The organism is Pseudoxanthomonas sp. G3 (assembly GCF_057654715.1).
The window spans coordinates 393,740-419,463 of record NZ_CM172805.1 but is presented as its reverse complement, the minus strand read 5'-3'; the positions used below and the strand labels follow the sequence as shown (position 1 = coordinate 419,463).

At 66.4% G+C, this 25,724-nt stretch carries 23 protein-coding genes; 12 read left to right on the top strand and 11 right to left on the bottom strand.

Annotation, left to right across the window (positions count from 1 at the left end):
• Window positions 1–295: 295 nt before the first annotated feature.
• The 3 genes from AC23D6_RS01935 (at window position 296) to AC23D6_RS01925 (ending at window position 2,875) form a co-directional block, all read left to right on the top strand.
• On the top strand, window positions 296–1,267 hold the full coding sequence (locus tag AC23D6_RS01935; protein ID WP_487751162.1) for a hypothetical protein: 972 nt from the start codon (window positions 296–298) through the stop codon (window positions 1,265–1,267).
• A gap of 57 nt (window positions 1,268–1,324) precedes the next feature.
• A complete protein-coding gene (locus tag AC23D6_RS01930; RefSeq protein WP_487751161.1) occupies window positions 1,325–2,230 on the top strand; it encodes a hypothetical protein in 906 nt (301 codons plus the stop codon).
• Window positions 2,231–2,383: 153 nt separating this feature from the next.
• A complete protein-coding gene (locus AC23D6_RS01925) occupies window positions 2,384–2,875 on the top strand; it encodes a hypothetical protein (protein WP_487751160.1) in 492 nt (163 codons plus the stop codon).
• 182 nt (window positions 2,876–3,057) lie between these two features.
• Here AC23D6_RS01925 and mdoH read toward each other — a convergent pair whose 3' ends face one another.
• The 4 genes from mdoH to dtd form a co-directional block, all read right to left on the bottom strand.
• Entirely contained in the window at window positions 3,058–5,025 is a 1,968-nt protein-coding gene (gene mdoH, locus AC23D6_RS01920; RefSeq protein WP_487751159.1) for a glucans biosynthesis glucosyltransferase MdoH, read from the bottom strand.
• Between the two features lie 2 nt (window positions 5,026–5,027).
• Window positions 5,028–6,572 (bottom strand): OpgD/OpgG family glucan biosynthesis protein, encoded by a 1,545-nt coding sequence (locus tag AC23D6_RS01915; protein WP_487751158.1) that lies wholly within the window; start codon window positions 6,570–6,572, stop codon window positions 5,028–5,030.
• A gap of 140 nt (window positions 6,573–6,712) precedes the next feature.
• A complete protein-coding gene (rpoD, locus tag AC23D6_RS01910) occupies window positions 6,713–8,566 on the bottom strand; it encodes an RNA polymerase sigma factor RpoD (protein ID WP_487751157.1) in 1,854 nt (617 codons plus the stop codon).
• Between the two features lie 99 nt (window positions 8,567–8,665).
• The gene (gene dtd / locus AC23D6_RS01905) at window positions 8,666–9,106 is read right to left on the bottom strand and encodes a D-aminoacyl-tRNA deacylase (RefSeq protein WP_487751156.1); all 441 of its coding nucleotides are present in this window, start codon (window positions 9,104–9,106) and stop codon (window positions 8,666–8,668) included.
• A gap of 94 nt (window positions 9,107–9,200) precedes the next feature.
• Between dtd and AC23D6_RS01900 the strand changes: the two genes are divergently transcribed.
• From AC23D6_RS01900 to AC23D6_RS01885, 4 genes are read left to right on the top strand one after another with little or no spacing between them, the layout of a single operon-like run.
• On the top strand, window positions 9,201–10,100 hold the full coding sequence (locus AC23D6_RS01900) for a lauroyl acyltransferase (RefSeq protein WP_487751155.1): 900 nt from the start codon (window positions 9,201–9,203) through the stop codon (window positions 10,098–10,100).
• A gap of 30 nt (window positions 10,101–10,130) precedes the next feature.
• A complete protein-coding gene (locus AC23D6_RS01895) occupies window positions 10,131–11,582 on the top strand; it encodes an SEL1-like repeat protein (protein ID WP_487751154.1) in 1,452 nt (483 codons plus the stop codon).
• Entirely contained in the window at window positions 11,582–12,082 is a 501-nt protein-coding gene (locus AC23D6_RS01890) for a PH domain-containing protein (RefSeq protein ID WP_487751153.1), read from the top strand. The genes AC23D6_RS01895 and AC23D6_RS01890 overlap by 1 nt, the downstream gene beginning before the upstream one ends.
• Complete coding sequence (locus AC23D6_RS01885; RefSeq protein WP_487751152.1) at window positions 12,082–13,611, top strand: PH domain-containing protein; 1,530 nt, start codon at window positions 12,082–12,084, stop codon at window positions 13,609–13,611. Before AC23D6_RS01890 ends, AC23D6_RS01885 begins: the two co-directional genes overlap by 1 nt.
• 40 nt (window positions 13,612–13,651) lie before the next feature.
• Here AC23D6_RS01885 and AC23D6_RS01880 read toward each other — a convergent pair whose 3' ends face one another.
• From AC23D6_RS01880 to def, 7 genes are all read right to left on the bottom strand, one after another.
• Complete coding sequence (locus AC23D6_RS01880; protein ID WP_487751151.1) at window positions 13,652–14,680, bottom strand: CDP-glycerol glycerophosphotransferase family protein; 1,029 nt, start codon at window positions 14,678–14,680, stop codon at window positions 13,652–13,654.
• Window positions 14,680–15,495 (bottom strand): glycosyltransferase family 2 protein, encoded by an 816-nt coding sequence (locus tag AC23D6_RS01875; protein WP_487751150.1) that lies wholly within the window; start codon window positions 15,493–15,495, stop codon window positions 14,680–14,682. Before AC23D6_RS01875 ends, AC23D6_RS01880 begins: the two co-directional genes overlap by 1 nt.
• A gap of 66 nt (window positions 15,496–15,561) precedes the next feature.
• Window positions 15,562–16,629: a glycosyltransferase gene (locus AC23D6_RS01870; RefSeq protein ID WP_487751149.1), complete on the bottom strand. Its 1,068-nt coding sequence runs from the start codon at window positions 16,627–16,629 to the stop codon at window positions 15,562–15,564.
• Window positions 16,630–16,745: 116 nt separating this feature from the next.
• A complete protein-coding gene (locus AC23D6_RS01865; RefSeq protein WP_487751148.1) occupies window positions 16,746–18,029 on the bottom strand; it encodes an O-antigen ligase family protein in 1,284 nt (427 codons plus the stop codon).
• Window positions 18,030–18,209: 180 nt separating this feature from the next.
• Entirely contained in the window at window positions 18,210–19,505 is a 1,296-nt protein-coding gene (gene rsmB / locus AC23D6_RS01860; RefSeq protein ID WP_487751147.1) for a 16S rRNA (cytosine(967)-C(5))-methyltransferase RsmB, read from the bottom strand.
• Window positions 19,502–20,422 carry a methionyl-tRNA formyltransferase gene (gene fmt, locus AC23D6_RS01855; RefSeq protein ID WP_487751146.1) on the bottom strand — a complete coding sequence of 307 codons (921 nt, stop codon included), beginning with the start codon at window positions 20,420–20,422 and terminating at the stop codon, window positions 19,502–19,504. Before fmt ends, rsmB begins: the two co-directional genes overlap by 4 nt.
• A 71-nt stretch (window positions 20,423–20,493) precedes the next feature.
• On the bottom strand, window positions 20,494–21,006 hold the full coding sequence (gene def / locus AC23D6_RS01850) for a peptide deformylase (RefSeq protein ID WP_487751145.1): 513 nt from the start codon (window positions 21,004–21,006) through the stop codon (window positions 20,494–20,496).
• 132 nt (window positions 21,007–21,138) lie between these two features.
• On the opposite strand from def, the gene AC23D6_RS01845 reads away from it, so the two are divergent.
• The 5 genes from AC23D6_RS01845 (at window position 21,139) to AC23D6_RS01825 (ending at window position 25,693) form a co-directional block, all read left to right on the top strand.
• Entirely contained in the window at window positions 21,139–22,263 is a 1,125-nt protein-coding gene (locus tag AC23D6_RS01845) for a LysM peptidoglycan-binding domain-containing protein (RefSeq protein ID WP_487751144.1), read from the top strand.
• 78 nt (window positions 22,264–22,341) lie between these two features.
• Window positions 22,342–23,517, top strand: a complete 1,176-nt coding sequence (gene dprA / locus AC23D6_RS01840) for a DNA-processing protein DprA (protein WP_487751143.1) — start codon at window positions 22,342–22,344, stop codon at window positions 23,515–23,517.
• Window positions 23,514–23,987 (top strand): DUF494 family protein, encoded by a 474-nt coding sequence (locus AC23D6_RS01835; RefSeq protein WP_093488439.1) that lies wholly within the window; start codon window positions 23,514–23,516, stop codon window positions 23,985–23,987. Before dprA ends, AC23D6_RS01835 begins: the two co-directional genes overlap by 4 nt.
• A gap of 27 nt (window positions 23,988–24,014) precedes the next feature.
• A complete protein-coding gene (locus AC23D6_RS01830; protein WP_487751142.1) occupies window positions 24,015–24,740 on the top strand; it encodes a GYF domain-containing protein in 726 nt (241 codons plus the stop codon).
• A 50-nt stretch (window positions 24,741–24,790) separates the two neighbouring features.
• A complete protein-coding gene (locus tag AC23D6_RS01825) occupies window positions 24,791–25,693 on the top strand; it encodes an RDD family protein (protein ID WP_487751141.1) in 903 nt (300 codons plus the stop codon).
• Window positions 25,694–25,724: the final 31 nt, after the last annotated feature.

Below are 25,724 nucleotides of genomic sequence, written 5' to 3'. Positions count from 1 at the left end.
CCGACCGTACGATGAAGTGTCTCGACTAGCGGCAGACCCCGCGGACAAGGCTTGCTCAGAAGGGCATCTCTACGCAGCACAGATCGTTCCACAATCTATCGCCGGCTATGAAGCAAGCGCGTATGTAGTCCCTAAAGGCAAGCTCCATGAAGCAGTAAGCGAGCGATTGCCGTTCGCCGACATCCCCAAGCGGGTAAATGCGAGTACTTGCTATGTCGCCAGCGACGCTGGCCACTACGCGAAGTTATCTGTCCTATGCCCTGTTAGCTTGCCGTTGGGACAGCTGAGGTGTCCCATGAAGCCGATTGAAGTCTTCTTCTCCAGCCTACTAAAGAGTGGAGCGCCCGGGCGCGGCCCGCTCACCGCCGACGAACTATGGGGGCACGATCTTGAGCATCCCTCAGATGTCCAGGAGGAAGATATTTGGAGCCAAGCGCCGGCCTACATCTGGCCCACAGCTGTGGTGCTTGCAGTCTACCTGGTGTGGCGGAGCGATGGACTTCTCGTCATCGCTGCAGCGAGGCTTATCTGGTACCTATCGCTGTACTGCCCAGCGATGCTCGAGCAGCACAACTTCTATCGCTTTAGCCGGCCAGACCTCTTCATAGGTTGGAACTACAGTGCGATCGAGAACGATAAGACACTTCCAGTTTCGCCTTTAGGCGGACGCCTGATCGAACGCATGAAGCCCGTTTGGGGCGGCGTCGTAGTCATACCCCTCGCAAACATCCAGTTTCTAGAGAACTTCCTGCAACAAGTCACGGGGAATAGAGGTGTGTTCATGCCCTGCCTGCTCGTGAGAAGCCCACAATGGCAGCCTGCGGTCCGCTGGATCATCGAGCAAGTGCGTGCAGCTGTCTTTGAGATATCGGAGGAAGGCAAAGCCAGCCTCCAATGGGAGATCAACCAGGCGATAGCCGTCCTGGGCCAGGATCATGTTCTTCTTGTTAGAGAAGGATCAGGTGGCTATACCGTCACGACCGCAAGTGGGCAACAGCTCGAACGACCCGCCGCTATCGACCGCCTTCCTTATGAAGTGGAAGTAGGGTCACACGAAGAAGCTCTCATGACGATCGTCGGATGGTGCGCCGAGAATCTTTACACTCCGCGACGTGAAATCAACAGAACGTGGCGCTGGTACAAGCTGTATGACCGCGAGCGGGTAGTGCTCTGGATAATCCGGCTAGCCTGCCTGCTTGCGACTGCAATCGGCTTAGGCCTGATCATCATCGACCTATGGAAAGCGATTAGCGCTCGCCTGCTTTAGAGATGCGCGACTGCCAATAGATTAGTCCTCTCTTGGTTATAGACGCTGGGTCATCCCATGCTCCTTTGGAAGAAGTTGTTTCTCATCATGATGCTGGCAAGCTTGCCCGTCAGCATTCTTATTAAGGCGTACTTCGGATTTACTCCGATCGCCATGTTCTTCATCTGGATACTCTGGAACGCAGGAGTCACCTATTGGGCTGTCTTTCGTGCCGAGAGCATATGGAGCTTCTTCTGCTGTTGGACAACAGGAAGCGTCTTCCTTCGGCTACTTAGCCCGTTGATCAACAAGATCGAACTCGATGTTAGACAAGCCTTCCGAAACGCGAGGGCCGAGCAGATAGGAAATGGTGAGTCCGGAGCCTTCGTCCTCTTCCTTCGCCCATTCGCTGTCGACGACAAGCTTGGCCTTCTTGGCGTCTCTGCCAAATGGGGAGGCGCCGATCTTGAGAGCCTGATCGGTTACGCAAGCAAACCTGTTGGCAGCCTGATCGCTTTCGGCCGCGAAGACGACTGCTTCGGAGCGGGACGCTTGGAGGCAGGAGAAGAAGGTTGGTACTACAAGTTCATTTCCCTTGCGAATCGCGCGCGCCTGATCGTTGTGATCCCCTCTGCCAACAAGGGCACCGCAGATGAGATACGGTGGATCATCGGTGACTCGGCTCTCGAGAAGACCATCTTCGTCATGCCCCCGACCACGCAGCTCAACTTCCTTGAGCATGAACATAGCGCAGGCAATACTCGGACCTACGCCGATCAGTGGAAGGATGCCACGACGGTATACCTGGCATCCGATCTAGATCTACCGCCTTACAACGAGAACGGCGCGCTCTTCATGATCGATCATGACAGACGCGTGGCCGATCTCCTCAATTTACGAAGTGGCACGCTCATGTCTCGCTGGGCGATGCGGAGATACTTCGTGCGCGCTCGTAAGCGATACACTAGAGACCTCATCGAGTAAGAAAGCGATCACATTGGCGTCCAGACCACTTTGGACGCATCCATACTTGCATACGCGGGCGATCGGATTCGTTGGGGCACGATCCCGCTGAATGACTGATCCATCAGATCTTGTGCGGCTAAAGACCGGAGTAAGAAAGCCGATAGTCCGGTTATGCAACCGACCCTTCCCGTTCCAACCGATAGCCTGTACAAGTTTGCGGCGCTTTTTGGCCTCGTACTTCTCGTAACCTCAGTCATCGCTTTCAACACCAGCTACAACAACACTCATGCCGAGTTGACTTCTCTCGCCCAAAAGTACATCGATATCGAGTTGAAGCAGGGTACGGCCGCACGTCAGATGCGACGTCTTCTCGACACACAGATAGAAATAGCGGACTCGAATAGAGACTTCCGCGCGTACTTCATCGCTCTCACTCTTGCGATTGGAACGCTTTCGTCAGGGTGGGGATTCTTCATGTGGCACAGACTCCAACCTCTTCGAGATGAGCTCTTAGAGCTTGAGGTGCTACTCGCACGGAAGGAGGTCTACGGAGACACCAAACCGCGGGCGTTCACGCCCAGAGAGCCCTCACTCACGCCGAGGCCACAGGCGGAAGATCTGAGAAAATCAGATCACCATCAGCAACGCACGCCGGGTAACTAGCATGCTGCACACGCGAAGAGTAAGCGGCCGTAGCGTGTGTAGTTTGTGTGTAATCGTGCCGGAAACATCGGCCAACTAGAGGCAACTCAAGGAAATGGCCCGTTAGCCTAAAGGCTTGTTTTTACGGCGCTTTCCAAAAAGAGCGAAGATGATGCAAATCGGGGAAACAACGCTTCCCCGGATTATGAGTCCTCTGCTCTAACCATTGAGCTATAGGCCCGCTGCGCCGGGATTGTACCGGACAGGGCCTGATCGGTCGTGGCGTCGGCGGGTGCGCCGCGCAACTGCAGGGCGCGGGCGAGGACCTCCGGCGGCGCGGACTCTTCGGGAATGCGCAGCCATCCGTGCTTGCGCAGGGACTGGCCCACGGCGGGCGACGAGGTCAGCACGTTGATGGGTACGGACAACACCATGCCCAACACCACAGGCGCCATCCAGGCGGCGAGTGCGGGCGAAACCAGGTAAGCCAGCACGCCACTCAAGACACCGAACATCGTCAGCCCCGCGTAACGGCGCACGAGACTGCCCAGCGGCACGCTGCCGTCGTCTCGACGTTGCGTCTCCCATCCCGAATCGCGGCCCGCCAACACTTCCGCCACGCCACGCGACTGCACATACATCGTGACAGGCGCCATCAGCGCGGCCAGCACGGTCTCCAGCATGGCACTACCGAGGATGCGGAGCGCGCCTCCGCACTGCCTGCGCAATTCGGGTTGCAGCAGCGTAGCCGCACACCCCATCACCTTGGGCGCAAGCAGCACCGCCATCGTGAAATAGAAGACCCACAGGAAGCGCTCCGGGTCGCCACCGCGCCAGTACAACGCGGGCGTGAAGCCATCCAGGTGCGGCTGCGACAGCGAGAAGCCCGCCTGCTGCAATGGGATCGCCAGCCCCGCCAGCATCAGCATCGCCCACATCGGGGCGGTGAAGTAGTGGCCGATGCCCACCAGCAAATGCATGCGACTCACCCAGTGCAGCCCGCGCGCCGGTAGCACCGCGCCATGCTGCAGGTTGCCTTGGCACCAGCGGCGGTCGCGCACGAGCATGTCGGTCAGCGACGGCGGCCCTTCCTCGTAGCTGCCCGACAAGCCCGGCACCATGTGTACCGCCCAGGCGCCACGACGCAACAACGCAGCCTCGACGAAGTCGTGGCTCAGCACCGCACCGGCGAAGGGCTTGCCGCCGCCGAGATGCGGCAGGCCGGCGTGCGCGGCAAAGGCCGCCGTTCGGATCAGCGCGTTGTGGCCCCAGTAGTTGCCCTCGGCGCCGTGCCACCACGCCACGCCCTGGGCGACGACCGGGCCGTATACCCGGCCGGCGAACTGCTGCATCCGCGCGAAGAAGGTACGCCCGTTGACGATCATCGGCAGCGTCTGCACGAGGGCGAGCTGCGGATGCCGTTCCATTGCGGATGAAAGCCGCACCAGCGTGTCGCCGGTCATCAGGCTGTCGGCATCGAGGATCAGCATGTGCGGGTACGCGCCGCCGAAACGACGCACCCACTCGGCGATGTTGCCGGCCTTGCGCTCGGTGTTCTTGTCGCGGCGCCGGTAGTACACACGCGCTCCGGTACCCAGCCGGCGCACGAGCTGCGCGAACGCACGCACCTCCTCACGGGCGATATCCGGCTTGGTGGTGTCGCTGAGCACGAAGAAATCGAAGCGATCGAGCTGCCCGGTGGCGGCCAGCGATTCGTGCATGGCCTGCAGGCCTGCGAGCAGACGGTCCGGATCTTCGTTGTAGGTGGGCAACAACAAGGCCGTACGCGATGCCAGCACCGGCAATGGCGCATCCGGATCGATACCCAGTGGCATCGCGCGGCGCGACACCACCTGGACGAATCCGGCCAGCGCGCTCGAGAACGCCAGTGCGATCCATGCGAAGAGCGCCACGAACAGCACCAGCACCACGCCCTCCAGCATGTCGATGCCTTCGCCCCGCAACACCCACCAGACCTGGTAGGTCGCCAGCAGCGTGAGCAACGCTGCGCCTCCGATCACGACCGCGCGCCGCGCGCTGATGTCGTCGGGCGACGTAGGCAGGGCACGCGAACACGCCGTGCCGCGGCCCAGGTCCTGTACAGGCATGGCCAGGGGCGACTCGGAAGGCAGCCACGCCTGGCGTGTCGTGGTGTCGTGGGTGTCGCTCATGGTCAGGTGCTCCAGCGGTACAGCCAGGTTTCGGACAGCGGCGCGTGCCCCTCCAGCACGCGCGCATGCAGTTCGACATCGCGCCATTCGGCGCTGTCGGTATTCGGGCGGAACTCGAAGCTCAAGCGCCAGCCCTGCGTCTCCGGATTCGGATACACCACGGCGCCGGTCACTTCCCCGCGACTTGCCCACACATCGGGCACCAGCGTCGCGTCGCGCGGCAGCGACGCCAGGCGACCGCCATCGAGGTCGATGACGACAAGCCGGCGCGCCGGATCGGGCGCGGCGCCGATGCGGGTATCGCTGACCACGGCAAGCGCCGGTTGCCAGGCATGCTTGTCGCACCAGTGCATGCGGTAGTCGAAGCGGTACTCCCTGCCGGCGCGCAACGGTTGCTCGGGCCGCCAGAACGCCACGATGTTGTCGTGGTATTCGTCGCCGGTCGGAATTTCCACCAGCGTCACCGCGCCCTTGCCCCAGCGACCGCGCGGCTCGATCCACAGGCTGGGGCGCTGGTGGTAGCGCGCTTCGATGTCCGCGTAGTCGCCGAAGCCGCGTTTGCGCTGCATCAGCCCGAAGCCGCGCGGATGCGTGTCCATGAAGGCGCTGGCCTGCACGCGCGGGGGATTGCTCAGCGGACGCCAGATCTGTTCGCCGTGGCCGTTGAAGATCGCCAGTCCATCGGAGTCGTGCACGGCGGGGCGGTAGTCGTCGGTGCCCACGCGGTCGCCGGCGTCGAACTCGAACATGCTGGTGAGCGGTGCGATGCCGGCGCGGGTGAGCTCGACGCGCGGATACAGGCGCGACTGCACGTCGATGACGGTTTCGGTGCCGGGCTTGATGTCGAAGCGGAACGCACCGGCCACGCTCGGGCTGTCTAGCAGCGCGTGCACGACCAGATGATCCGCGCCTGGCGCGGGTTGTTCGACCCAGAACGCACGGAAGATCGGGAACTCCTCCGCACCCGCGTCGCCACTGCCCAAGGCCAAGCCGCGCGCGGACAAGCCGTACGCGTGGCCCTTGCCCAGCGCGCGGAAATAGCTGGCGCCGAGGAAGGCGATCAGTTCGTCATAGACGTCCGGCCGGTTGAGTGGCGTGTGCACGCGGAAGCCGGCAAAGCCGAGATCGCTGCCGAGTTCGGGCTTCGTGCCCGGCGGGAACGAGAACAGGTCGGGTGCGTAGGCGATCGGCGTCGCGCGGCCATCATCCACGCGATACAGCTCGACCCGCTGCTTGAACAGGAAGCCGCGATGGAACATCTGCAGCCGGAACGGCAGACCTTCCTTGCGCCAGATCGCCTGCTGCGGATCGAAGCGCAGGTCGCGGTAGGCGTCGTAACCGGTGTCCAGCGAGGCGGGCAGGCTTTCATCGGGCGCGCGATACGGTCGACGCGCCAGCTCGCGGGCCAGTCCTGGAACCGTTTCCATCGTGAAGCGTGTCGAACTCGTGGCGCCAACCGCCGTTGTCGTTGCCTGCGCCAGCACGCGGGGCACGCTGCCCAGCAGTGCGATGGCGAGCGCGCTCTTGAGTGCGTCGCGTCGTTGCACGCGGTTCTCTGACCGTGGTGATGGCGTCAGTGTAGTGAACGCGATGTGAGGGCCATGACAAGAACCGCGCGTTCCATGCGCACCAAAAAGAAACGCGGCCCCGAAGGGCCGCGCCTGGAGGGGCACCAATGCGGCTTGCGTCAGTCGATATCGAGGAAGCTGCGCAGCTGTTCCGAACGCGATGGGTGGCGCAGCTTGCGCAGCGCCTTGGCCTCGATCTGGCGGATGCGCTCGCGCGTGACGTCGAACTGCTTGCCGACCTCTTCCAGCGTGTGGTCGGTGTTCATGTCGATGCCGAAGCGCATGCGCAGCACCTTGGCTTCCCGCGGCGTCAGGCCGGCCAGCACGTCGCGGACGGTTTCCTGCAGGTTGATGTTGGTGGTGTTCTCGATCGGGGACTCCACGTTGGTGTCCTCGATGAAGTCGCCCAGATGGGAGTCTTCATCGTCGCCGATCGGGGTTTCCATGGAGATCGGTTCCTTCGCGATCTTCATCACCTTGCGGATCTTGTCCTCGGGCATGTCCATTTCCTTGGCCAGCTCCTCCGGCGTGGCCTCGCGACCGTACTGCTGGAGCATCTGGCGGGAAATGCGGTTGAGCTTGTTGATCGTCTCGATCATGTGCACCGGGATGCGGATGGTGCGCGCCTGGTCGGCGATCGAGCGGGTGATCGCCTGGCGGATCCACCAGGTGGCGTAGGTCGAGAACTTGTAACCGCGACGGTATTCGAACTTGTCGACCGCCTTCATCAGGCCGATGTTGCCTTCCTGGATCAGGTCGAGGAACTGCAGGCCGCGGTTGGTGTACTTCTTTGCGATGGAGATCACCAGGCGCAGGTTCGCCTCGACCATCTCCTTCTTCGCCTTGCGCGCCTTGGCCTCGCCATAGGCCATCGCACGGCTGATTTCCTTGATGTCGGCCAGGGTCAGGTGCATCGCCTGTTCGACGGCGATGGTGGCTTCCTGTTCGGCGACGATCTGGTCCTTGACGTCGCGCAGGCCCGAGGACCACTTCTGCTTGCGCTTCAGCACCTCGTCCACCCAGCCCAGGTTGGTCTGGTTACCTTCCCACGCGCGCAAGAACTCCTTGCGCGGCATCTTGGCGACGTTGGCGCACAGGTGCAGCACGCGGCGCTCGTGGTCCTTGATCTGCGCCATCACTTCGCGCAGCTTCCTGACCAGCGTGTCGGTCAGCGGCAGCGGCAGCTTCAGGGTCACGAAGGTCTCGGCCAGTTCGCCACGCAGCTTGGCGACGGCCTTGTTCTCGGGACCGTTCTTGGCATACGACTTCTTGAACTTGGCGTAGCCGTCGGCCAGCACCTGCATGCGGCGCGCGACCTCTTCCGGATCCGGACCGGTCGGCGCGGCTTCCTCGGCGACGTCGTCGCCGCTGTCCTCGTCGTCGTCCTCGTCCGCGGTCGCATCGGCGGCGTCTTCGGCGACCGGCACTTCCTCGGCGGGCTCTTCGATATCGTTGAACCCGACCACGACTTCGGCCAGGCGCTTCTTGCCCGCCTTGTGCAGTTCGTAGTCTTCCAGCAGCAGTTCGATCGACCACGGGAAGTTGCCGAGCGACGCCTGCACCTGGGACAGGCCTTCCTCGATGCGCTTGGCGATGGCGATTTCGCCTTCGCGGGTCAGCAGCTCCACAGTGCCCATCTCGCGCATGTACATGCGCACGGGGTCGGTGGTGCGGCCGCCCTCGGTATCCAGCGACGTCAGCGCGGCGGCGGCTTCTTCGGCAGCGGTTTCGTCGACTTCACGGTTGCCGGTGTTGCCATCGGCGAGCAACAGGGTTTCGGCGTCCGGCGCCACCTCATGGACATCGATGCCCATGCCGTTGATCATGCCGATGATGTCCTCGATCTGCTCCGGATCGACCAGGTCGTCCGGCAGGTGATCGTTGACTTCGGCGTAAGTCAGATAGCCCTGCTCCAGGCCCTTGCTGATCAAGAGCTTGATGTCGGACTGCTGGGCAGGACGTTCGTTGGCCATGGAGGTTGCGCCACCGGGAGGTGAGGAAGGGAGAACCCCGTATTATACCAGCCCGGACCGGGTTGGGCTCCTGAACCCGCCATTGACAAGGGAAGAACGTCATGGCCGAAGCAGGAAGGTCACGGGCCCGTCGTTGACGAGGCTGACGATCATATGGGCACCGAAACGCCCGGTTTCCACCCTTCCCGCGTGCTTTTCACGACACATCGCAACCAGTCGGTTGAAGCCCTGTTCAGCCTCGTCAGGCGGGGCGGCGGAGGTGAAGCTGGGTCGCATGCCCGAACGGGTATCCGCCGCCAGCGTGAACTGGCTCACCAGCAGCAAGCCGCCGCCGGTATCGGTCAGCGACCGGTTCATCCGGCCCGACGCGTCCGCGAAAACCCGGTAACCCAGCAGGCGCTCGGCCATGCGCGCGATCTGCGCCTCGCCATCACCGGGCTCCATGCCCACCAACGCCAGAAGGCCGCCCTCGATGGCGCCGACGACCTCACCCTCCACGGTGACCGACGCGGAGGCGACGCGCTGGATCAGGGACAGCATGGGCGGGGCTCCGGGGATGGAGCGACAGGATAGCCGCAGCTCGGACGCCCCTGGGCGTCGCGGACGCGTCGTCCCGGTTGGCTACACTGCCCTGATGAAACCGGACACCCTCGCCTCCCTCGGCTACCACGCCGCTGCATTCGTGGGCCGCCTGCCCTGGTCCTGGCTGCGCGCCCTGGGCGACGCGATGGCCTGGGCCTGGCGGCGGTTCGACGCCCGCGAAAGCCGGGTGGCACGCCGCAATCTCGAGATCGCCTTCCCGGACCTGCTGCCCGGTCAACGCATGGACCTGCACGACGCCATCCTGCGCACGACCTCTCGCCAGGCGCTGGAAACCCTCCGCTTCTGGACCCGCCCGCCTGCCGAGAACCTGGCGCTGCTGCGCGAACGCCATGGCGAAGCGCTGTACGACGCGGCCCTGGCCAGTGGCAAGGGCGTGATCGTGGCGGCGCCGCACTTCGGCAATTGGGAACTGCTCAACCAGTGGCTGGCCTCGCGCGGCCCCATCGCGATCGTCTACCGCCCACCGGAATCCGCCGCCGGCGACGCGTTCCTGCTGCGCGTGCGTGGCGCGGACAACATCCGCCAGGTGCGCGCGGAAGGCCCGGCCGTGCGGCAGCTCTGGAAGGTGCTCAAGGACGGCGGCGCGGTCGGCATCCTCCCCGATCAGCAACCGAAGGCCGGCGATGGCGAATTCGCCCCCTTCTTCGGCACGCAGGCACTGACGATGACGTTGGTGTCGCGCTTGGCCGAACGCACGGGCGCCACCGTGCTGTTCGCCTGGTGCGAGCGGATCGGCCCGGGCCCGGACTTCGCACTGCACGTGGAGCCGGCGCCGCCGGCGATCGCGGACCCCGACCCCATCGTGGCGGTGACCGCGCTCAACCAGGCGGTCGAGCGCATCGCGCGGCGCGATCCCGCGCAGTACCAGTGGACCTACAAACGCTATACCCTGCGGCCTGAGGGCAGCGGCGAGGACAATCCCTACCGCTGAAGGGGATCCACGACGGGGGATGCGATGCACATGCGCAAGTGGCTGACAGGACTGTTGGCGGGGTGGCTTGTGGTTCCGGCGCTGGCGGCCCAGGACCCGGCCACAATGAACGCGGTATCGCGGGCGTGGGACCGCTATGCCGAACTGAGCAGCCAGGAGAAGGCCGAAAGCGTCGACCTGCTGGCCACCTCCAGCCTGGTCCACTTCGGCTTCCTGCGCGACATGGCGCTGTACGCCTCGCCGGAACAGCTCCGCCGCCTGCCGAGCGGCGACCGCATCACGGTCTACCTGTTGCGCGCCACCCAGCAACCCGACGCGCTCAAGGCGATGGACAACCGCGCGGTGGCAACGCTGTGCATGGTCGAGGGCTGGTCCGGCGTGGAAGCCGGCAACGAAGACCGGCCCATCCTGTCGCTGTCCAATGTCACGGTGATCGACGACTTGGCCGTGGGCGAGATCGCGCCGCCGACCGAAACCCAGTTCCAGTTCGGCCCCATCCTGGTCCGCGAGGCTGGGCAATGGCGCTACCAGTACGAATCCCTGATGCCCGACGTGTCGGCCTATATGGACCAGGCCTTCAAGCAGGGCGGGCTCGGCGAGGTCCGCAGCATGGAGATGGCGCTGGCCGGCATGCTGGAAGACGAGGCGCCGAGCCTGGCACTGCTGGATCGCACGCCGCTGGACGATGCGGCCATGCGTACACGCCTCAACGAAGCCTGGCCGGACTACGCCGCGCCCTTCCGTTCACGCCTGCGCGCGGTGCGCAGCAAGGCCGAGGCGGGCGACGCGTTCGCGCAGTTCGTCATCGGCGCATTGCAGTACGGCGGCGGCATGGCGCAATTCGTGCCGAAGAACACCGCCGAGGGGCTCACGTGGCTTGAAAAAGCGAGCGAAGGCGGACATGGACAGGCCGCCTGGCTCGCTTCCATGGCGATCACCGAGGAAGGCCGGTATTCCGACGATGCCATGCAGCGCGCGCTGCCCCACCTCAAACGCGCCGCGGCGCAGGGCGCGGAACCGCAGGCCCTGTTGGCCATGGCCCAATACCATCATGACGGCCTGGCCGGCATGCCGCGCGATTGTCATCAGGCCGAGGAATGGGCCGCGCGTGCGGAAGAGGCCGGCGCGAAACAGGCCCGCAACGAGCGCGTGTGGATCCTCGCCACCTGCCCCGTTCCGGGCCAGCGCGAGGCCGCACGTGCACTGGAGCTGGCGCAGTTCATGATCCAGCGCAAGGACGAGCTCGACTGGCACGAGCTGGATACCGTGGCATCCGCACTGGCGGCCAACGGCGATTTCGCGGGGGCGGTGCAGTTCCAGACGCTCGCGGTGGAAAAGATGACCGCCGACGGGGAGGTGTCCAAGGACGCCCGCGGCGCCATCCAGAAGCGGATGAAGGCGCGCCTCGCCCACTATCGCAAGGGGCGCGATTACGTGCTGGACTACCGTGCCATCGACGAGATGCGAGCGAGCAGGCTTTGATGCAGACAGAACACGATTTCGCCGCTGGACCTCCTTCGTCCTTGTGGCAGGCGCTGCCCTCTCGCGGCGCGTGGCTCGCTGCACTGGGCGGTGCCGCACTGTTGTTCCCCCTGGCCTTCCCGGCCTTCCTGATCGCACGTAGTACGGATCTGGTATCGCCCTGGGTGGCGGTACCCGTCGCGGCGGTCGCCGGCGCCCTGCTCGGCGCGTGGGTGGCCGTCAGGCGCCACCGTCGTACGCGCTGGCGCCTCGATGACCAGGGGCTGGCCGTGCGCCGCGGCAACTGGTGGCAGAGCGAAACGCACGTGCCGATCTCCCGGGTGCAGCATCTGGACCTCAAGCGCGGACCGCTGGAACGCAGCGCGCGCTTGTCGACGCTGGTGGTGCATACCGCGGGCACGCGGATGGCGGCGGTCTCGATCTCCGGCCTGGACGTGGACGACGCCGAACGCCTGCGCGAACGCCTGGCCACCCAGGTGGATCACGACGACGCGCTGTGATGGACGACGTCGCCGTGGATGCTTCCTTGCCCGAACGCCGACTGCATCCGTGGTCGTGGCTGTTCGTGCTGCTGCAACAACTCAAGCAGTTCATCTTCCCGCTCATCGCGTTGCTCGTGTTCGGCGCGCGCCAACGCGACGACGGTGACTTCTGGGTTGCGATGTCCCCCGTCATCGGCATGGCGGTGCTGGTGGTCCTGGCCATCCTGCAGTACTTCACCTACCGCTATGTCATCGGCCGCGACGGCCTGACGGTGCGAGAAGGCCTGCTGCACCGCTCGCGGCGCGAGATCCCGTTCTCCCGCATCCACAACGTGGTCGTGCACCAGTCGCTGCTGCACCGTCTGTTCGGGGTCGCGGAAGTGCGGCTGGAATCCGCCGGCGGGCAGAAACCGGAAGCGCAGATGCGCGTGCTGGGCCTGCGCGACGCCTTGGCGCTGGAGGACCTCGTGCGCCACCAGGCCCGCGGGCCTGCTGTGGCGAACGATGCCTCGCCGAAAACCGCCGCGGAGAGGGGCGACGCCACCTTGCTGTCGCTGTCCACGGCGGACGTGATCCGGCTGGGGCTGATTTCCAACCGCGGGATGATTGTCGTCGCGGCCGGCTTCGGTGCTGCTTGGCAGATCCTGCCGGAGCGGATGATCGAGCAGTTCTTCCGCCAAGGCGCGAAGCAGGCCTTCGGCTATGCCGAACAACTGCACCTGGGTTGGCTGGCCGGCGCGGCCGGCGTTGCGGCGCTGGTACTGCTGGCCCTCGGCTTGGTCCGTGTGCTGTCGGTGGTGCTGGCGCTGCTGCAGTTCCACGGGTTTCGGCTGAGCGAGGACGCGCGCCGGCTGATGGTTGAACGTGGGCTCCTCGCGCGCTTGCGCACCAGCGTCGCGCGTCGGCGCATCCAGGCCTGGACGCTGCACGAGGGCGTGCTGCACCGGTGGTTCGGCCGCCGCTCGCTGCGCATCGACACGGCGGTGGCCGAACGGGCCGGGCAACAGGACCAGCGCGCCCTGAAGGATCTGGCACCGATCGCGACGCCCGAGATCTGCGATGCATTGATCGGCCATCTGATGCCGCAGGCCGTATGGCCGCGCGCGGACTGGCAGCCCGTCGCCGCCTCCGCCCGCTGGCGCCTGTTGCTGCCCACCCTGGCGTGGCTGTTGCCTGTGACCGCGATGGCCGCGTGGCACCTGGGTCCCTGGGCATGGTGCGCTCTCGCCTGGCTGCCTGCGGCCGCCTACGCGGCGCACCGGCAATCGTCACGGATGGGCTGGTCGCTGGACGACCGTCTGGTCGCCGTCCGCAGTGGCTGGTGGTCGCGCTACTGGCGCTTCGCCGAGATCGACAAGCTGCAGGCGCTGCGCCTGTCGCGTTCGCCGCTGGATCACGCCTGCGGCACGGCCTCGTTGTGGCTGGATACCGCCGGTGCGAGCGGCATCGCAGCGCCGCTCGCGCTGCGCTTCGTGCCCGAAGCCGAGGCGCGCGCCACGTTCGAACGTCTCTCGCTGGCCCTGGCGCGCCGCCGCCTGCGCTGGTGATCGTCGCGCGTCTGCCGGCAGGGCCGGACGCGCGGCTTTCTTACGCCGGGCCCCAATAGCCGATGCGCTTGCGGATCTTGAGCTTGCGCCACAGGTTCATCGGCTTGGGGCGCGGGTTGCGCGCGCCGCCCGCGATGAAGGCGTCGATGGCATCCAATACGCGTTCGCTGGAACGGCCATCGCGGTAAGGATGGATGCTGTCGGCATAGGCCACGATCGCTTCCATCAGTTCGGGCGGACGCGACAGCGCGCGGCGGATCGCCGGCTCGAACTGCGCCGGATCGTCGATGTCGATCAGCTGCGGGCCGGGACGGCGGTTCTTGAAGGTCACCACCGGCTTGTGGGTCAGCAGGAACTCGTTGAGCGCGGACGACGTATCCGAGCACATCATGTCCACCTGCGGGAACAATTCGAGGATGTTGTCGTCGTCGGCGAAGCGCAGGTGCTCGTTCTCCAGCGCACGGAACTTCGCCACGGTGGCCGGATCCATCTTCGGGTGGAAGGTGACGATCCACTTCCATTCACCGGTGCGCGAGAGCCGCTTCACCTCTTCGTACAACGTTTCGGCCGCGCTCCACGAGGGCGAGAAGGTCGAGTGGTAGAGGATGACGGGCGGCTGGCGCACGGGCGGCACGCCGCCGGCGATCTCCTTCATGAAGGGATCGATCTTCGGCCAGCCGGTCTCGATGACGCTGAAATGACCCACCTTGTCGGCAATGGCCTGGAACTGCGCCGTGTCGCGAGGCCCGGTGGTGCAGTACAGGTCGAAGAATCCGCGGATATAGATATGGCGGGGCTTGCCTGCATCGAAGCCGTGGAAGGTCTCGACCTTTACGCCCGGAAAGAAATGCGGCACGGCGTTGCTGCCGGTGATCACCGCGATGGCGTTCCAGCGACGGACGTCCTCGGTGGTAGTCAGCAGCGTCTCGTCCGGCCGCAGGTCCTCGGCGCCGGGACCGTCGAAGAACCACGCGGCCTCGCCGCCACGCGCGCGGATGGCCTCCTGCACCGGACGCAGGATGGCCAACGCATAGCGCTCGGAGCCATAAAGGAGGTAATGCTTGGCCATCAGTGTTCGAGTCCGTGTTGGGCGAGCTTGGCGTGCGCGGCATCGATGGACGCGGGGTTGCGCTGCATCTCGTAGTACCGCATGCGCTTGTAGGCGGCGTAGCTGGCCGCCGTCTGCGCGATGATGAAGCCGCGCCAGCCGTCCAGGCAGGCCAGGCGCAGCACGTAGTCCTTGAAGAAGGCCGACAGGTAGACCAGCGGCGTGAGCCACATCCGCACCGGGCGCCGCTTGTCGCGCCAGTCCAGCGCTTTGAGTTCGCTGTAGCGCAGCACCTTCAACTGCTTGTGCACCAGACTGGGATTGTCGGCATGATTGAACGGCGCCTTGAACTCGGCCGCGGGGCCGTCGAAGCGCAGCGATTCGTGCACGCGTGCATCGGTCCAGCGCGCGCGTCCCCGGTGGTAGACCCTTGCCATCCGCTCGCCCACCATCGGCCTGTACCAGCGCATGGGCGCGCCCATCAACCAGGTCCTGCGGCGCAGCCACGCCCCGGACTTCTCCGACGCCATCAGCCCGGGCAGCCCGCGCTGCAGGTCCGCGGCCAGTTCGGGTGAAAGGAACTCGTCCGCATCCAGCACCAGGATCCAGTCATGCGCGGCGTGGCCGCTGGCGACGTTGCGCTGGGGACCGAAGCCGAGCCAGTCCTGATGGACGACACGGGCGCCGTGGGCACGCGCGATGGCGAGGGTGTCATCGGTGCTTCCGCTGTCCACGATCAGCTTGTCCGCGGCGAATGGCACGCTATCGAGGCAGCGGGCGATGTTCGACGCCTCGTTGTGGGTGATGACGACGAGGGAGATAGGCAGCGGGGACATGCCAAGATTCTACCCGCAGCGGCGACCATGCCTGCGCACACCGGAAGCGCGAAGGCGTTGCGTGAGCTAGGCCTGTGCCGCAGGCAGCGGGGCGTAGCCATCGCCCGAGGCTGGGCGCAGCTGTCGAGCCGCATCGACGGTGCCGGCACCCTCGATCATCGCCGCCACGGCCGTCGCCAGGCGCTCGCGGAAGGCGCGGTCGTTCTGCAAGTAGAAATCGCGGGCGGCGGTTTGCTTGGCCTCGATCTGCGCCGGATCCAGCGCCAGCGCCGCAGTCACCGCAGACTCCAGCGCCTCGGCTTCGACTAGGTAGCGCGTGGCCAGTTGCTGCTGGCCGGTCTGCGAGAACGGGATAAGGAGGCCGCGCTCGGCGGTCACCAGCTCGTTCATCGGTTCGGCATCGGTCGTCAGCACGATCGCGCCCACACTCAATGCCTCGACGATGTAGTGGCCGAAACCCTCGGTTTCGGATGGGCACAGGTGGAAGAGATTGGCGTTCTGGATCTCGCGCAGCTCGGCGTCGTCCAGGTAGTCGACGCGGTGCACGATGTTCGCCGCCTGCGGCCGGAAGTCGGCCATGCGCGGGTGCTGCACGACCGTCAGCAGCGGCCATTCGGGGTGACGGGCCCAGGTTTCGAGCACCAGCCGGGTGCGCTTGGCACTGCTGCGCCCGGCCAAGTGCAGAAAGGTGCGTTGGCGCGCCACGCCGGCCAGGAGGCGGTCGGTGCTGGTGAAGCCGACCGGCGCGACCTCGCAACCCTGCCGATGGAAGATGCCGGTGGCATGCGAAGTCTTGGTCAGCACGCGATCAACCCGCGGCAGGCGGCGCACGTCGCGCGGCAGGCACCACTCGGGGTTCGGGATGAAGGCGTTGCGCTCGGCGGCCCCGAAGAACTCCGGAGTGATGTGCTCGAGCATCAGGTTCAGGTCGAAGCGCTTGCGGCGCGCCAGGCGGCGGCCCGCGATCGCCGCACGCTGGACCCACGGACCGAACCATTTGCGCAGCTTGCCCCGCCCCCGTGCAGGCTGGATGGCAACCTGGAACCCTGCCTCGCGCAACGCCTGCTCGATCAGGCGCAAATCACGGCTCAAGCCGACACCGTTGTCCCAACCGATCAGGTTGACGTGGGGCATAAAGGGGCACTGCGTGGGGAAGCGCAGAGTGTAGAAACCGCTTGATGACTCAAATGTGAGAGAAGGCGCGCTATGTGAACGTGTTAGATCGGCATTTATAAATATGAACCGAAACTTCAGCTACGCTCCGGCGGCGCATCGGACGCCGGACCGGGCGCCAGCGCGCTCCCCAGCAAGAGACCTACGATGACCACGTAAGCACTGGAGCTGAGTGCGTGCGAAAACATCGATTGCGTGAGCCCGGAGATGAGGTACACCCCCACCAGCATCGCGGCGGTCCAGGCGGGTCCCACGGGGACGTCCGGTTTCGATCGACGCAGCTGCCGGGAGGCGATCAGCAGGGGCACGCCATACAACACCAGGAGGGCGACGATCCCACCCACGCCCATGGTCGCGCCCCATTGGGCGAGGTCGTTATGCGCATGCTCGAGGCTGCAAAAATGCCGCGACGCCTGCTGGCAGTAGGGGCTGGCATCGACGCGCTGCGCGAAGCCGCCCACCCCCACGCCTACCAGTGGAGCGGATCTGAAGGCCTCCCAGGCCACCGCCAACAGCCCCATGCGCGCGCTGATGGGCTGGTCGACCTGGTCGTTCGCGTAACCCGATACGTCCGCGTGCACCTTGTCGAGCCGGAACTGCGTGGACAGCCAGGGCACCGTCCACAATGCCACGCACACGGCCGCGAAGATGCCCGCCACCATCGCCAGGCGATGCCACCGGCGCCGGGGAGCACCACCGACGAAGAGCATCAGCAGGATGAGCCCCAGGCCGGGCAGTACGCCCCGGCTGCCGCTCAGGGTGATCGCCACCACGGACAGGGCCACCGCGATGGCCAGCAGCAACTGCATCGAAAAGCCCGTCCGGACGGGGCGGGCGAACACGACGACCACCAGCAGGACCAGCACGGCATTGGCGAATACGATGGGGTTGGCATCGCCGCCCGCACGCGGCGCGCCCGACCACGCTTCGGCGACCGACAAGGCGAAGGCCAGCAGCAGACCGACCAGTGCCCCGTACCACAGGCACGAAATACGGATGCGGGTTACCCAGGCCAGCCACGCGCACCAAGGCAGCAGCAGGCATCGCGAAGGGTAATCGAGCACAGAAAGATCGGCCCCGCTGGTCCACATGGAAAGCGCGGATACCGCAAGCACGACGAGCGCGGCGCACGCCAGTCCCAGCACGGCACGCGGAACCCGGTCGCGACCGGAACGCCGGACATCCGGCAACGCCACAAGCGTGGCGACCACCATCGCCGCGGCGAAGACGGAAAGTCCCTTGGGCACGACCAGCAAGGCTGTGGCACTGAAGCCGGCGAACCACGCGAGTGCGCGCGCGACCTCCTGTCGACGATGGCTCCTGACCTGCATGACCTCGGATTCTGCGTAGTGCGACGGCACGTTCAATGATGCGGCCAGATCGGGAGATCCCGAGTCTGCGCCTTTCGCCCCACTCAGACGTCAAGCGTCGGTGAAGCTACGGTGACAGCGCATCGGTCCCCAGTATCGCCGATCCGCCCGTCCAGCATGTCGCGCGCTGTCACATAGCGGTGACGAGGGTGTCATCCGTTGCCATCGCGCTTACGCCTTCCGCAGGACCGCGTAGAAGAACCCGTCCATGTCGCTCTCGCCGGGGAGGCGTTGCCGTCCACCCCCGTTTTCGCGTCCCCAGGCGTCATCGAGCGGTTCGATCGCGGCGTCGGAGTGGCGGCCGATGAAGGCGTCCACCTGTCGCGCATTCTCCGCCCGGAGGATCGAGCAGGTGGTGTAGACCAGGCGCCCCCCCGGCCGTAGCACCTGCCACGCCGCGTCCAGCAAGCGCGCCTGCAGGCGTGTCAGGGCGTCCAGATCCTCTGCACGACGATGCAGGAGAACATCAGGCTGTCGGCGCACGATGCCGGTGGCCGAGCACGGCGCATCGAGCATCACGGCGTCGAACGGCTCACCCTCCCACCATGCGGCCGGGTCGGCCGCATCCGCGGCCCTCACCTCCGCGCGCAGGCCTACCCGCTGCAGCGTCTCCTGCACGCGCTGCAGCCGACGCGCATCCACATCCAGCGCCAGCAGGCGACGGGTCGGATCGCGCTCCAGCAGGTGCGCGGACTTGCCACCGGGCGCGGCGCACATGTCCAGCACGCGCGCAGCAGGGGGAAGCCCGTCCAGCAGATCGGCGGCGCGTTGCGCCGCCCCATCCTGCACGGACACATCGCCCTGCGCGAAACCGGGCAGCGTGGTCGCCGCCAGCGGTTCGCGCAGCACGAGGGCGTCCGGCAGGCGCTCGGGCGCTTCGGCCAGAAGGCCGATGTCGGCAAGGCGCTGCATGTAAGCACCGCGACTGCCGCGCTGACGATTGACCCGCAGCCACAAGGGCGCTTCGCGCAGGCTTTCGGCGAACACGGCGTCCGCCTGTGACGGCCAGTCCCTCCTCACGTGGCCACGCAGCCAGGCCGGCCACACCGCCTCGGGTGCCGCGTCGGGCAAACCATCCCGCTGGGCACGGCGCAACAGGGCGTTCACCAGCTTGTCCTGGTGGGGGCGTCCGAGCACGCGCACCGCTTCCACGGTTGCCGACACCGAGGCGTGTGCCGGCAGTTCCAGCACGACCAGTTGCGCGAAGCCCACGTGCAGCAGCGCCTTGAGTTCGTTATCGCGAGGACCCAGCGGGCGAGGCATCCATTGGGCCAGCGCGGCATCGCATCGCGCCCGCGCGCGCAGCACCGCGAAGCAGATCGCCTCCAGCAGCGCGCGGTCGCGCATGTCCTCGATTTTCAGCAGGGTGGCCGCGAGTTCGGCCTTGAGCGAGCGGCCGCGGTGCATCACCGCATCGATCACGCGGGTGGCCAGCACCCGGACCGCCACGCCGGCCTGTCCGCTCACGGCGTCACCAGGTCGCGCCGGGCGTTGAGGTAGTCGGCCGCGGTGATCGCCTTGCCGCCCTCGCGCTGGACCACGCGCAGACGCAGCACGCCCTGCCCACAGGCGACATCCAGGCCCTGACGGCCCGCCGACAACAGGGTGCCGGGGGCGGCATCGTGGGCCTGGTCCACGGCCACCGCCCCATGGATGCGCAGCCGCTCACCGGCCAGTTGCGCCTCGGCGATCGGCCACGGGTTGAAGGCCCGCACCTTGCGGGCCAATACGGCGGCGGACTGAGTCCAGTCGAGTCGCGCTTCGGCCTTGTCGAGCTTGTGCGCATACGCCACCCCTTCGTCGGGTTGCGGATGCGGCGGCAAGCGGACCCCGGCGCGCAGCAGGCCCAGGGCATCGCGAAGCACCTGAGCCCCGAGATCGGCCAAACGGTCGTGCAGCTGGCCGCCGGTCTCTTCCGGTCCGATGTCCAAGCTCTGCGCCAGCAGCACCGGACCGGTGTCCAGGCCGGCCGCCATCTGCATCAGGCAGACGCCGGTCTCCTCGTCGCCGGCCTCGATCGCGCGCTGGATCGGCGCTGCGCCCCGCCAGCGCGGCAGCAGCGAAGCGTGCACGTTCCAGCAGCCGTACTGCGGGATATCGAGCACCGCCTGCGGCAGGATCAGGCCGTAGGCCACGACGATCATGACGTCGGGCTGCAATTCGCGCAGCGCGTCCTGGGTGGACTTCTTCTTCACCGACAGCGGCTGCAGCACGGGGATGCCGCGCTGGATCGCCTCCAGCTTCACCGGCGACGGCGTCAGCCCGCGGCCGCGACCGGCCGGACGGTCGGGTTGCGTGTAGACGGCCACCACTTCATGGTGGGCATGCGCCGCGTGCAGGCTGGGCACGGCGAAGGCCGGCGTGCCGGCGAAGACGATTCTCATGGAGCGTGTTCCCGAAGAGGAGGGACGGAACGGTCGGGGCGGGGCCCGCGCGTCCCGTCTCCGCGGTCGCGTCAGGCGACGTGCTTGCGCTGCTTGGCCAGCTTCTTGCGCACCATCTCGCGCTTGAGCGGCGAGAGGTAATCGACGAACAGCTTGCCGTCCAGGTGGTCCATCTCGTGCTGGATGCAGACCGCCAGCAGGCCGTCGGCGCGCAGTTCCCGCGGCTGCCCCTGGCGGTCTAGGAAACGCACGGTGATGGCATCGGCGCGGGTGACGTCGGCGAAGATGCCGGGCACCGACAGGCACCCTTCCTGGTAGACCTGTTCGCCCACCTGTTCGCTCAGCTCGGGATTGATGAAGACCTGCGGCTGGTTCTTCTCTTCGCTGACGTCGATGACCATGAAGCGCTGGTGCACGTCCACCTGGCTGGCGGCCAGGCCGATGCCCGGCGCGTCGTACATGGTTTCGAACATGTCATCGAGCAGGCGCTGGAATTCGGGGGTCGTCACGCTTCCGGCGTCGACCGGCACCGCCTTGGTCCGCAGGCGGGGGTCGGGGAATTCGAGGATGGGGAGCAGGGCCATGGTACGTCTCGAGATGGGGGTGCCTGCGGAATCCGGCAAGGCCTCACGAATTCTAACAAGGGCGCTTGCGTTGCGCCGGGTTTTCTGGACTATAGTGCTGACCACCTGTCGGGGAATCAGGTAGATACCGCCATGTTTAAATGTTTTCGTACGGTTTTCGCCGTCGCGGTGCTGACCGTCGGCACCTACGCGGCTGCCGCCGAGATGGCGGGAAGCCATCCTGATACCTATGTGGTCAAGCGTGGCGACACGCTGTGGGACATTTCCGCGCGCTTCCTGAAGAAACCGTGGCTATGGCCGGAGATCTGGCAGGCCAACCCGCAGATCCAGAACCCGCACCTGATCTACCCGGGCGATGTCATCAGTCTGGCCTACCTCGATCGCGTGGCCGTGCAGCCGGGCGCACGGCAGGAAGCGCCGCTGAACGCGATCCCGCTGAAGGACATCGAGCCCTTCCTGAAGGACCGCCGTGTCGTCGACAGCTTCGAGGGACTGCCGCACGTGGCCGGCCTGGACGAGGACCGCCTGCGCAGCTCCGGTGGCCACAACATCTACGTGCGCGGCCTGGACGGCGCACAGCCCGGCCAGCGCTTCGCCATCGTCCGCCCGACTGCGCGTTTCACCGACAACCCGCGCTCGCAGGATCTCGATTTCCGCGGCAAGACGATCCGTGGCGAAGTCGACATGTGGAAGGAAGTCATCGAGCAGACCGGCAAGGGTGAGTTCCTGGGCTACGAGCTGGCGAAGGTCAACCTGGCCACCTTCACGCGTGGCGTGGTTCCTGGCACCGAGGTCAGCACGCTGCTGGTGGATATCGGCGGCATGGAAGTCCGGGTGGGCGACCGCCTGATCCCGGTCGATGCGCAGCCGTACGACCTGCACTTCTTCCCGCATCCGCCGGCGACCGATCCGGCCGGCAAGCTGCGCGTGCTCGCGGTGGCCGATGCACTGACCTCGGGCGGTCCGCGCGATGTGATCGCGATTTCGGGCGGCCGCCTCGACGGCGTCGACAACGGCACCGTGTTCTCGATCTGGCGCAACGGCAGCCACACCGCCAACCGCATGGCGTACCCGGAGTCCTCGCGCATCAGCGAATCGCCGAAGTCCGGCGCCGGCCGCGTCTCGCTGCCCGACGAATACGCCAGCCACGCGATGGTGTTCCGCACCTTCGACAAGGTCAGCTATGCGCTGGTCATGGAAGGCGTGGAGGCAACCCGCGTGGGCTATGAGCTGAAGCACCCCGACGCGACCTACTGACCCGCGTCGGGCAACTCCTACGCTTCACCGCGACGGCGCCTTAGGGCGCCGTCGTCGTTGGGTGCCTACCCTTGGCGGATGCCACTCGACGACACCCTCGCTCTGGCCCGGCTGGTCCTGGCCAGTGGCCCTGTCCTGCCCCGGCGGCGTCTGCTGGGAACGCATGGCGGGCCCGCCGCGGCCCTCGCCGCAGGCGCCACCGCGTGGCGCGACGTCGGCCTGTCGGCGGCCCAGATCGGCGCCCTCCAGGCGACCGAAGCCGACGGCCTGGCGCGCCTGCGCGCGTGGTTGCACGTGCCGGGGCACCACCTGATCGGCTGGCACGACGCGGATTACCCGGCACCCCTCCGCCGCAGCGCCAGCCCGCCGCTCGCGCTCTTCGTCGAAGGCGATCCTGGCCTGCTCTGGCGGCCGACCGTGGCGGTCGTCGGCAGCCGCTCGCCGACCCAGGGCGGGCGCGAGAACGCCCAACGGTTCGCCCGGGCCCTTGCGTCGACCGGGATCGTCATCGCCAGCGGCATGGCGCGCGGCATCGATGCCGCCGCCCATGAGGCCACACTTGCCGCACCCGGGGGCGCCACCGTCGCGGTAGTGGGCACCGGCACGGACCTGGCCTATCCCCCACACCATGACGACCTGCGCCAGCGCATCGCCACCCGCGGCGCGGTCGTCAGCGAACATCCGCCCGGCACCCCCGCATTGCGCAGCCACTTCCCCGCCCGCAACCGGATCCTCGCCGGGCTGGCGCTGGGTACGCTGGTGGTGGAGGCCGCGGAGCGTTCCGGCGCCCTGATCACGGCGCGCCTGGCGGCCGAGGCAGGCCGGGAGGTGTTTGCCGTTCCCGGTTCCATCCACAACCCGATGGCGCGCGGCTGCCACCGCCTGATCCGCGATGGCGCGGCGCTGGTCGAAAGCGCCGAGGATGTCATCGGCGCCCTGGCGCCCCTGGCCGCCGACCTGGCGAACGCCCTGCGCGAACGCCTCGGCGAAACTGAATGGGGACCCCCGGCCGGCACGGGCAGCGCGCCGCGTACGTTGGCGCCTGACTACCAGAGATTGTGGGACGCGCTCGGCCACGACCCAACAGGTATGGATCAGCTCGTCTCACGCGCCGGATTGACGGCCGCGGAACTGTCCTCCATGCTGCTGGTCATGGAACTGGACGGCTTAGTAACGGCGGAACACGGCCGATACCAGAGAAAGACCGGTTTCTTCACCTCCACAGCGTCAACGACGCAGGCCGAGGGGCAATGAAAGAGAGCATCCTGGACGTACTGCTGTACCTGTTCGAACACTACTTCACCGAAGACGCGGACCCCGTCCGCGACCGCGACTCTCTCCAGAACGGCCTGATCCAGGCCGGTTTCAGCCCCACCGAGATCAGCAAAGCCTTCGACTGGCTCGACGCCCTGGCCGACCAACGGCCCAGTGCGGCGAACCCCCGCGTGGGCGGCCCCACCCGCGTATTCCATGGTCCGGAGCTGGAAAAGCTGGACGTGGAATGCCGCGGCTTCCTGCTCTTCCTGGAGCAGCACGGCGTGCTCGACGCGGACCAGCGTGAGCTGGTCCTAGACCGTGCGATGGCGCTGGACCAGGACGAGCTGGACCTGGACGACCTGAAGTGGGTCGTGCTGATGGTGCTGTTCAACCAGCCCGGGTCCGAAGCCGCCTACGCGTGGATGGAAACCCAGATGTTTGCCGACGAGCCCGAACCGGTACACTGAGACGTCGGTACCGCTTCTGGGGGAAGCATGTCGGGTTGGTATTACGCCGACCGGAACCGTGAACAGCACGGTCCGGTGACGGCGGACGAATTGGGGACACACTACCGCGACGGCCGCATCACGCTGGACAGCCTGGTGTGGCGCGAAGGCCTGCCGCAATGGCGTCCGTTGCGCGATCTCGCGGACGAACTTGGCCTGCACCCGGCCATCGAGGAGACGCCGACGACGCCACTGCCGCCGCCGGTACCTCCGACCCTCACGCCGTCGCGCCCCGCCGCGCCGCGCTCCATCCCGGCACCAGCCCCGAAACAGGGCATGTCCGGCGGCAAGATCGCGCTGATCGTGGCGGCGGTGATGGTGGTGCCGTGCCTCGGCATCGCCGGCATCCTCGCCGCGATCGCGATCCCCGCCTATCAGGACTACATGCTGCGCACCAAGGTCGTGCAGGCGGTCAGCGAAAGCCAGGCGCTGAAGGCCGAGGTGCAGGAATTCCACATCAGCCAGGGCCGTTGCCCGAGCAACGGCGAGGCCACCTTCGGCACGCCGGAGAGCTACGCCAGTACCCACGTCACGCGCGCCACCATCGGCGAGTTCGACGACGGCACGTGCGGGTTCGAACTGGAGTTCCGCAACATCGGCCACACCGCCATCGATGGCCGCAAGCTCTGGTGGGACCTGGGCAGCGACCACACCGAATGGCACTGCTCGTCCGAAGTGGACGACAAGTGGCTGCCGATGGAGTGCCGCGGCTGACATCGTCAGCGCGGCGACGCGGGCCGCGCACCTGACAGGGGAACAACCGAATGACGCACTGGTACTACGCCGACGCCGGGGGGCAGCGGCACGGGCCGTTCACGGCCGACGAGCTCGCCGCGCACGCGCGCAACGGCCGCCTCACCGCGACATCGCTGGTCTGGCGCGACGGCCTGGACGACTGGCAACCGTTCGGCGACTTCGCCTCCGAACTCGATGTCCCGGTCACGGCGCTGCCGCCGTCGGAACCTGTCTTGGAAGAGGCGCCGGATCCGGCGCACGTGCCGTATGCGCCGCCCAGCGCGCAGTTGACCGCGACGCACGCCTTCGTCACCGGTGGGCGCATCGTGCAGGCCGGCCTGTGGAAGCGCTTTGCGGCCTCCTTCATCGACAACATCGTCACCACCGTCATCAGTTACGCGCTGATCATCCCGCTGATGATGCTCGGCGTCGGCGTGATGGGGGCCGGCGGCAACGACAATCCCATGGCGGCCGGCGCGGGCGTGGCGGTCATCCTGGCGATGTATCCGATCCTGATCCTCGCACCCTGCGTGTACTTCGGCTGGATGCAGTCTTCGTCGATGCAGGCCAGCCTGGGCAAGCTGGCGGTCGGCATCAAGGTGGTGCGGACCAGCGGCGATCGCGCCGGGTTCTGGCGCAACTTTCTGCGCGCACTCGCCTACGTGGTGTTCAGCGCGGTCACTTGCGGCCTGGGCGTGCTGATCTCGGCGCTGATGGTGGCGTTCACCGAGCGCAAGCAAGCGCTGCACGACATGATGTGCGACACGCTGGTGGTCGACAAATGGGCGTTCACCGCGCATCCGGAACGCCAGCGCGAAGAGCTCGGCACGGTGACCACCGTGATCCTGGTGCTCGCGGCGGTCGTGATCGTCGGTGCCATCGCGATGTATGCGGTGATGGGCGCCATGGTGCTCGGCAACCTGCCTTCGTAATGTCCCGCAGTCCTTCCACCTTTACTCCTCC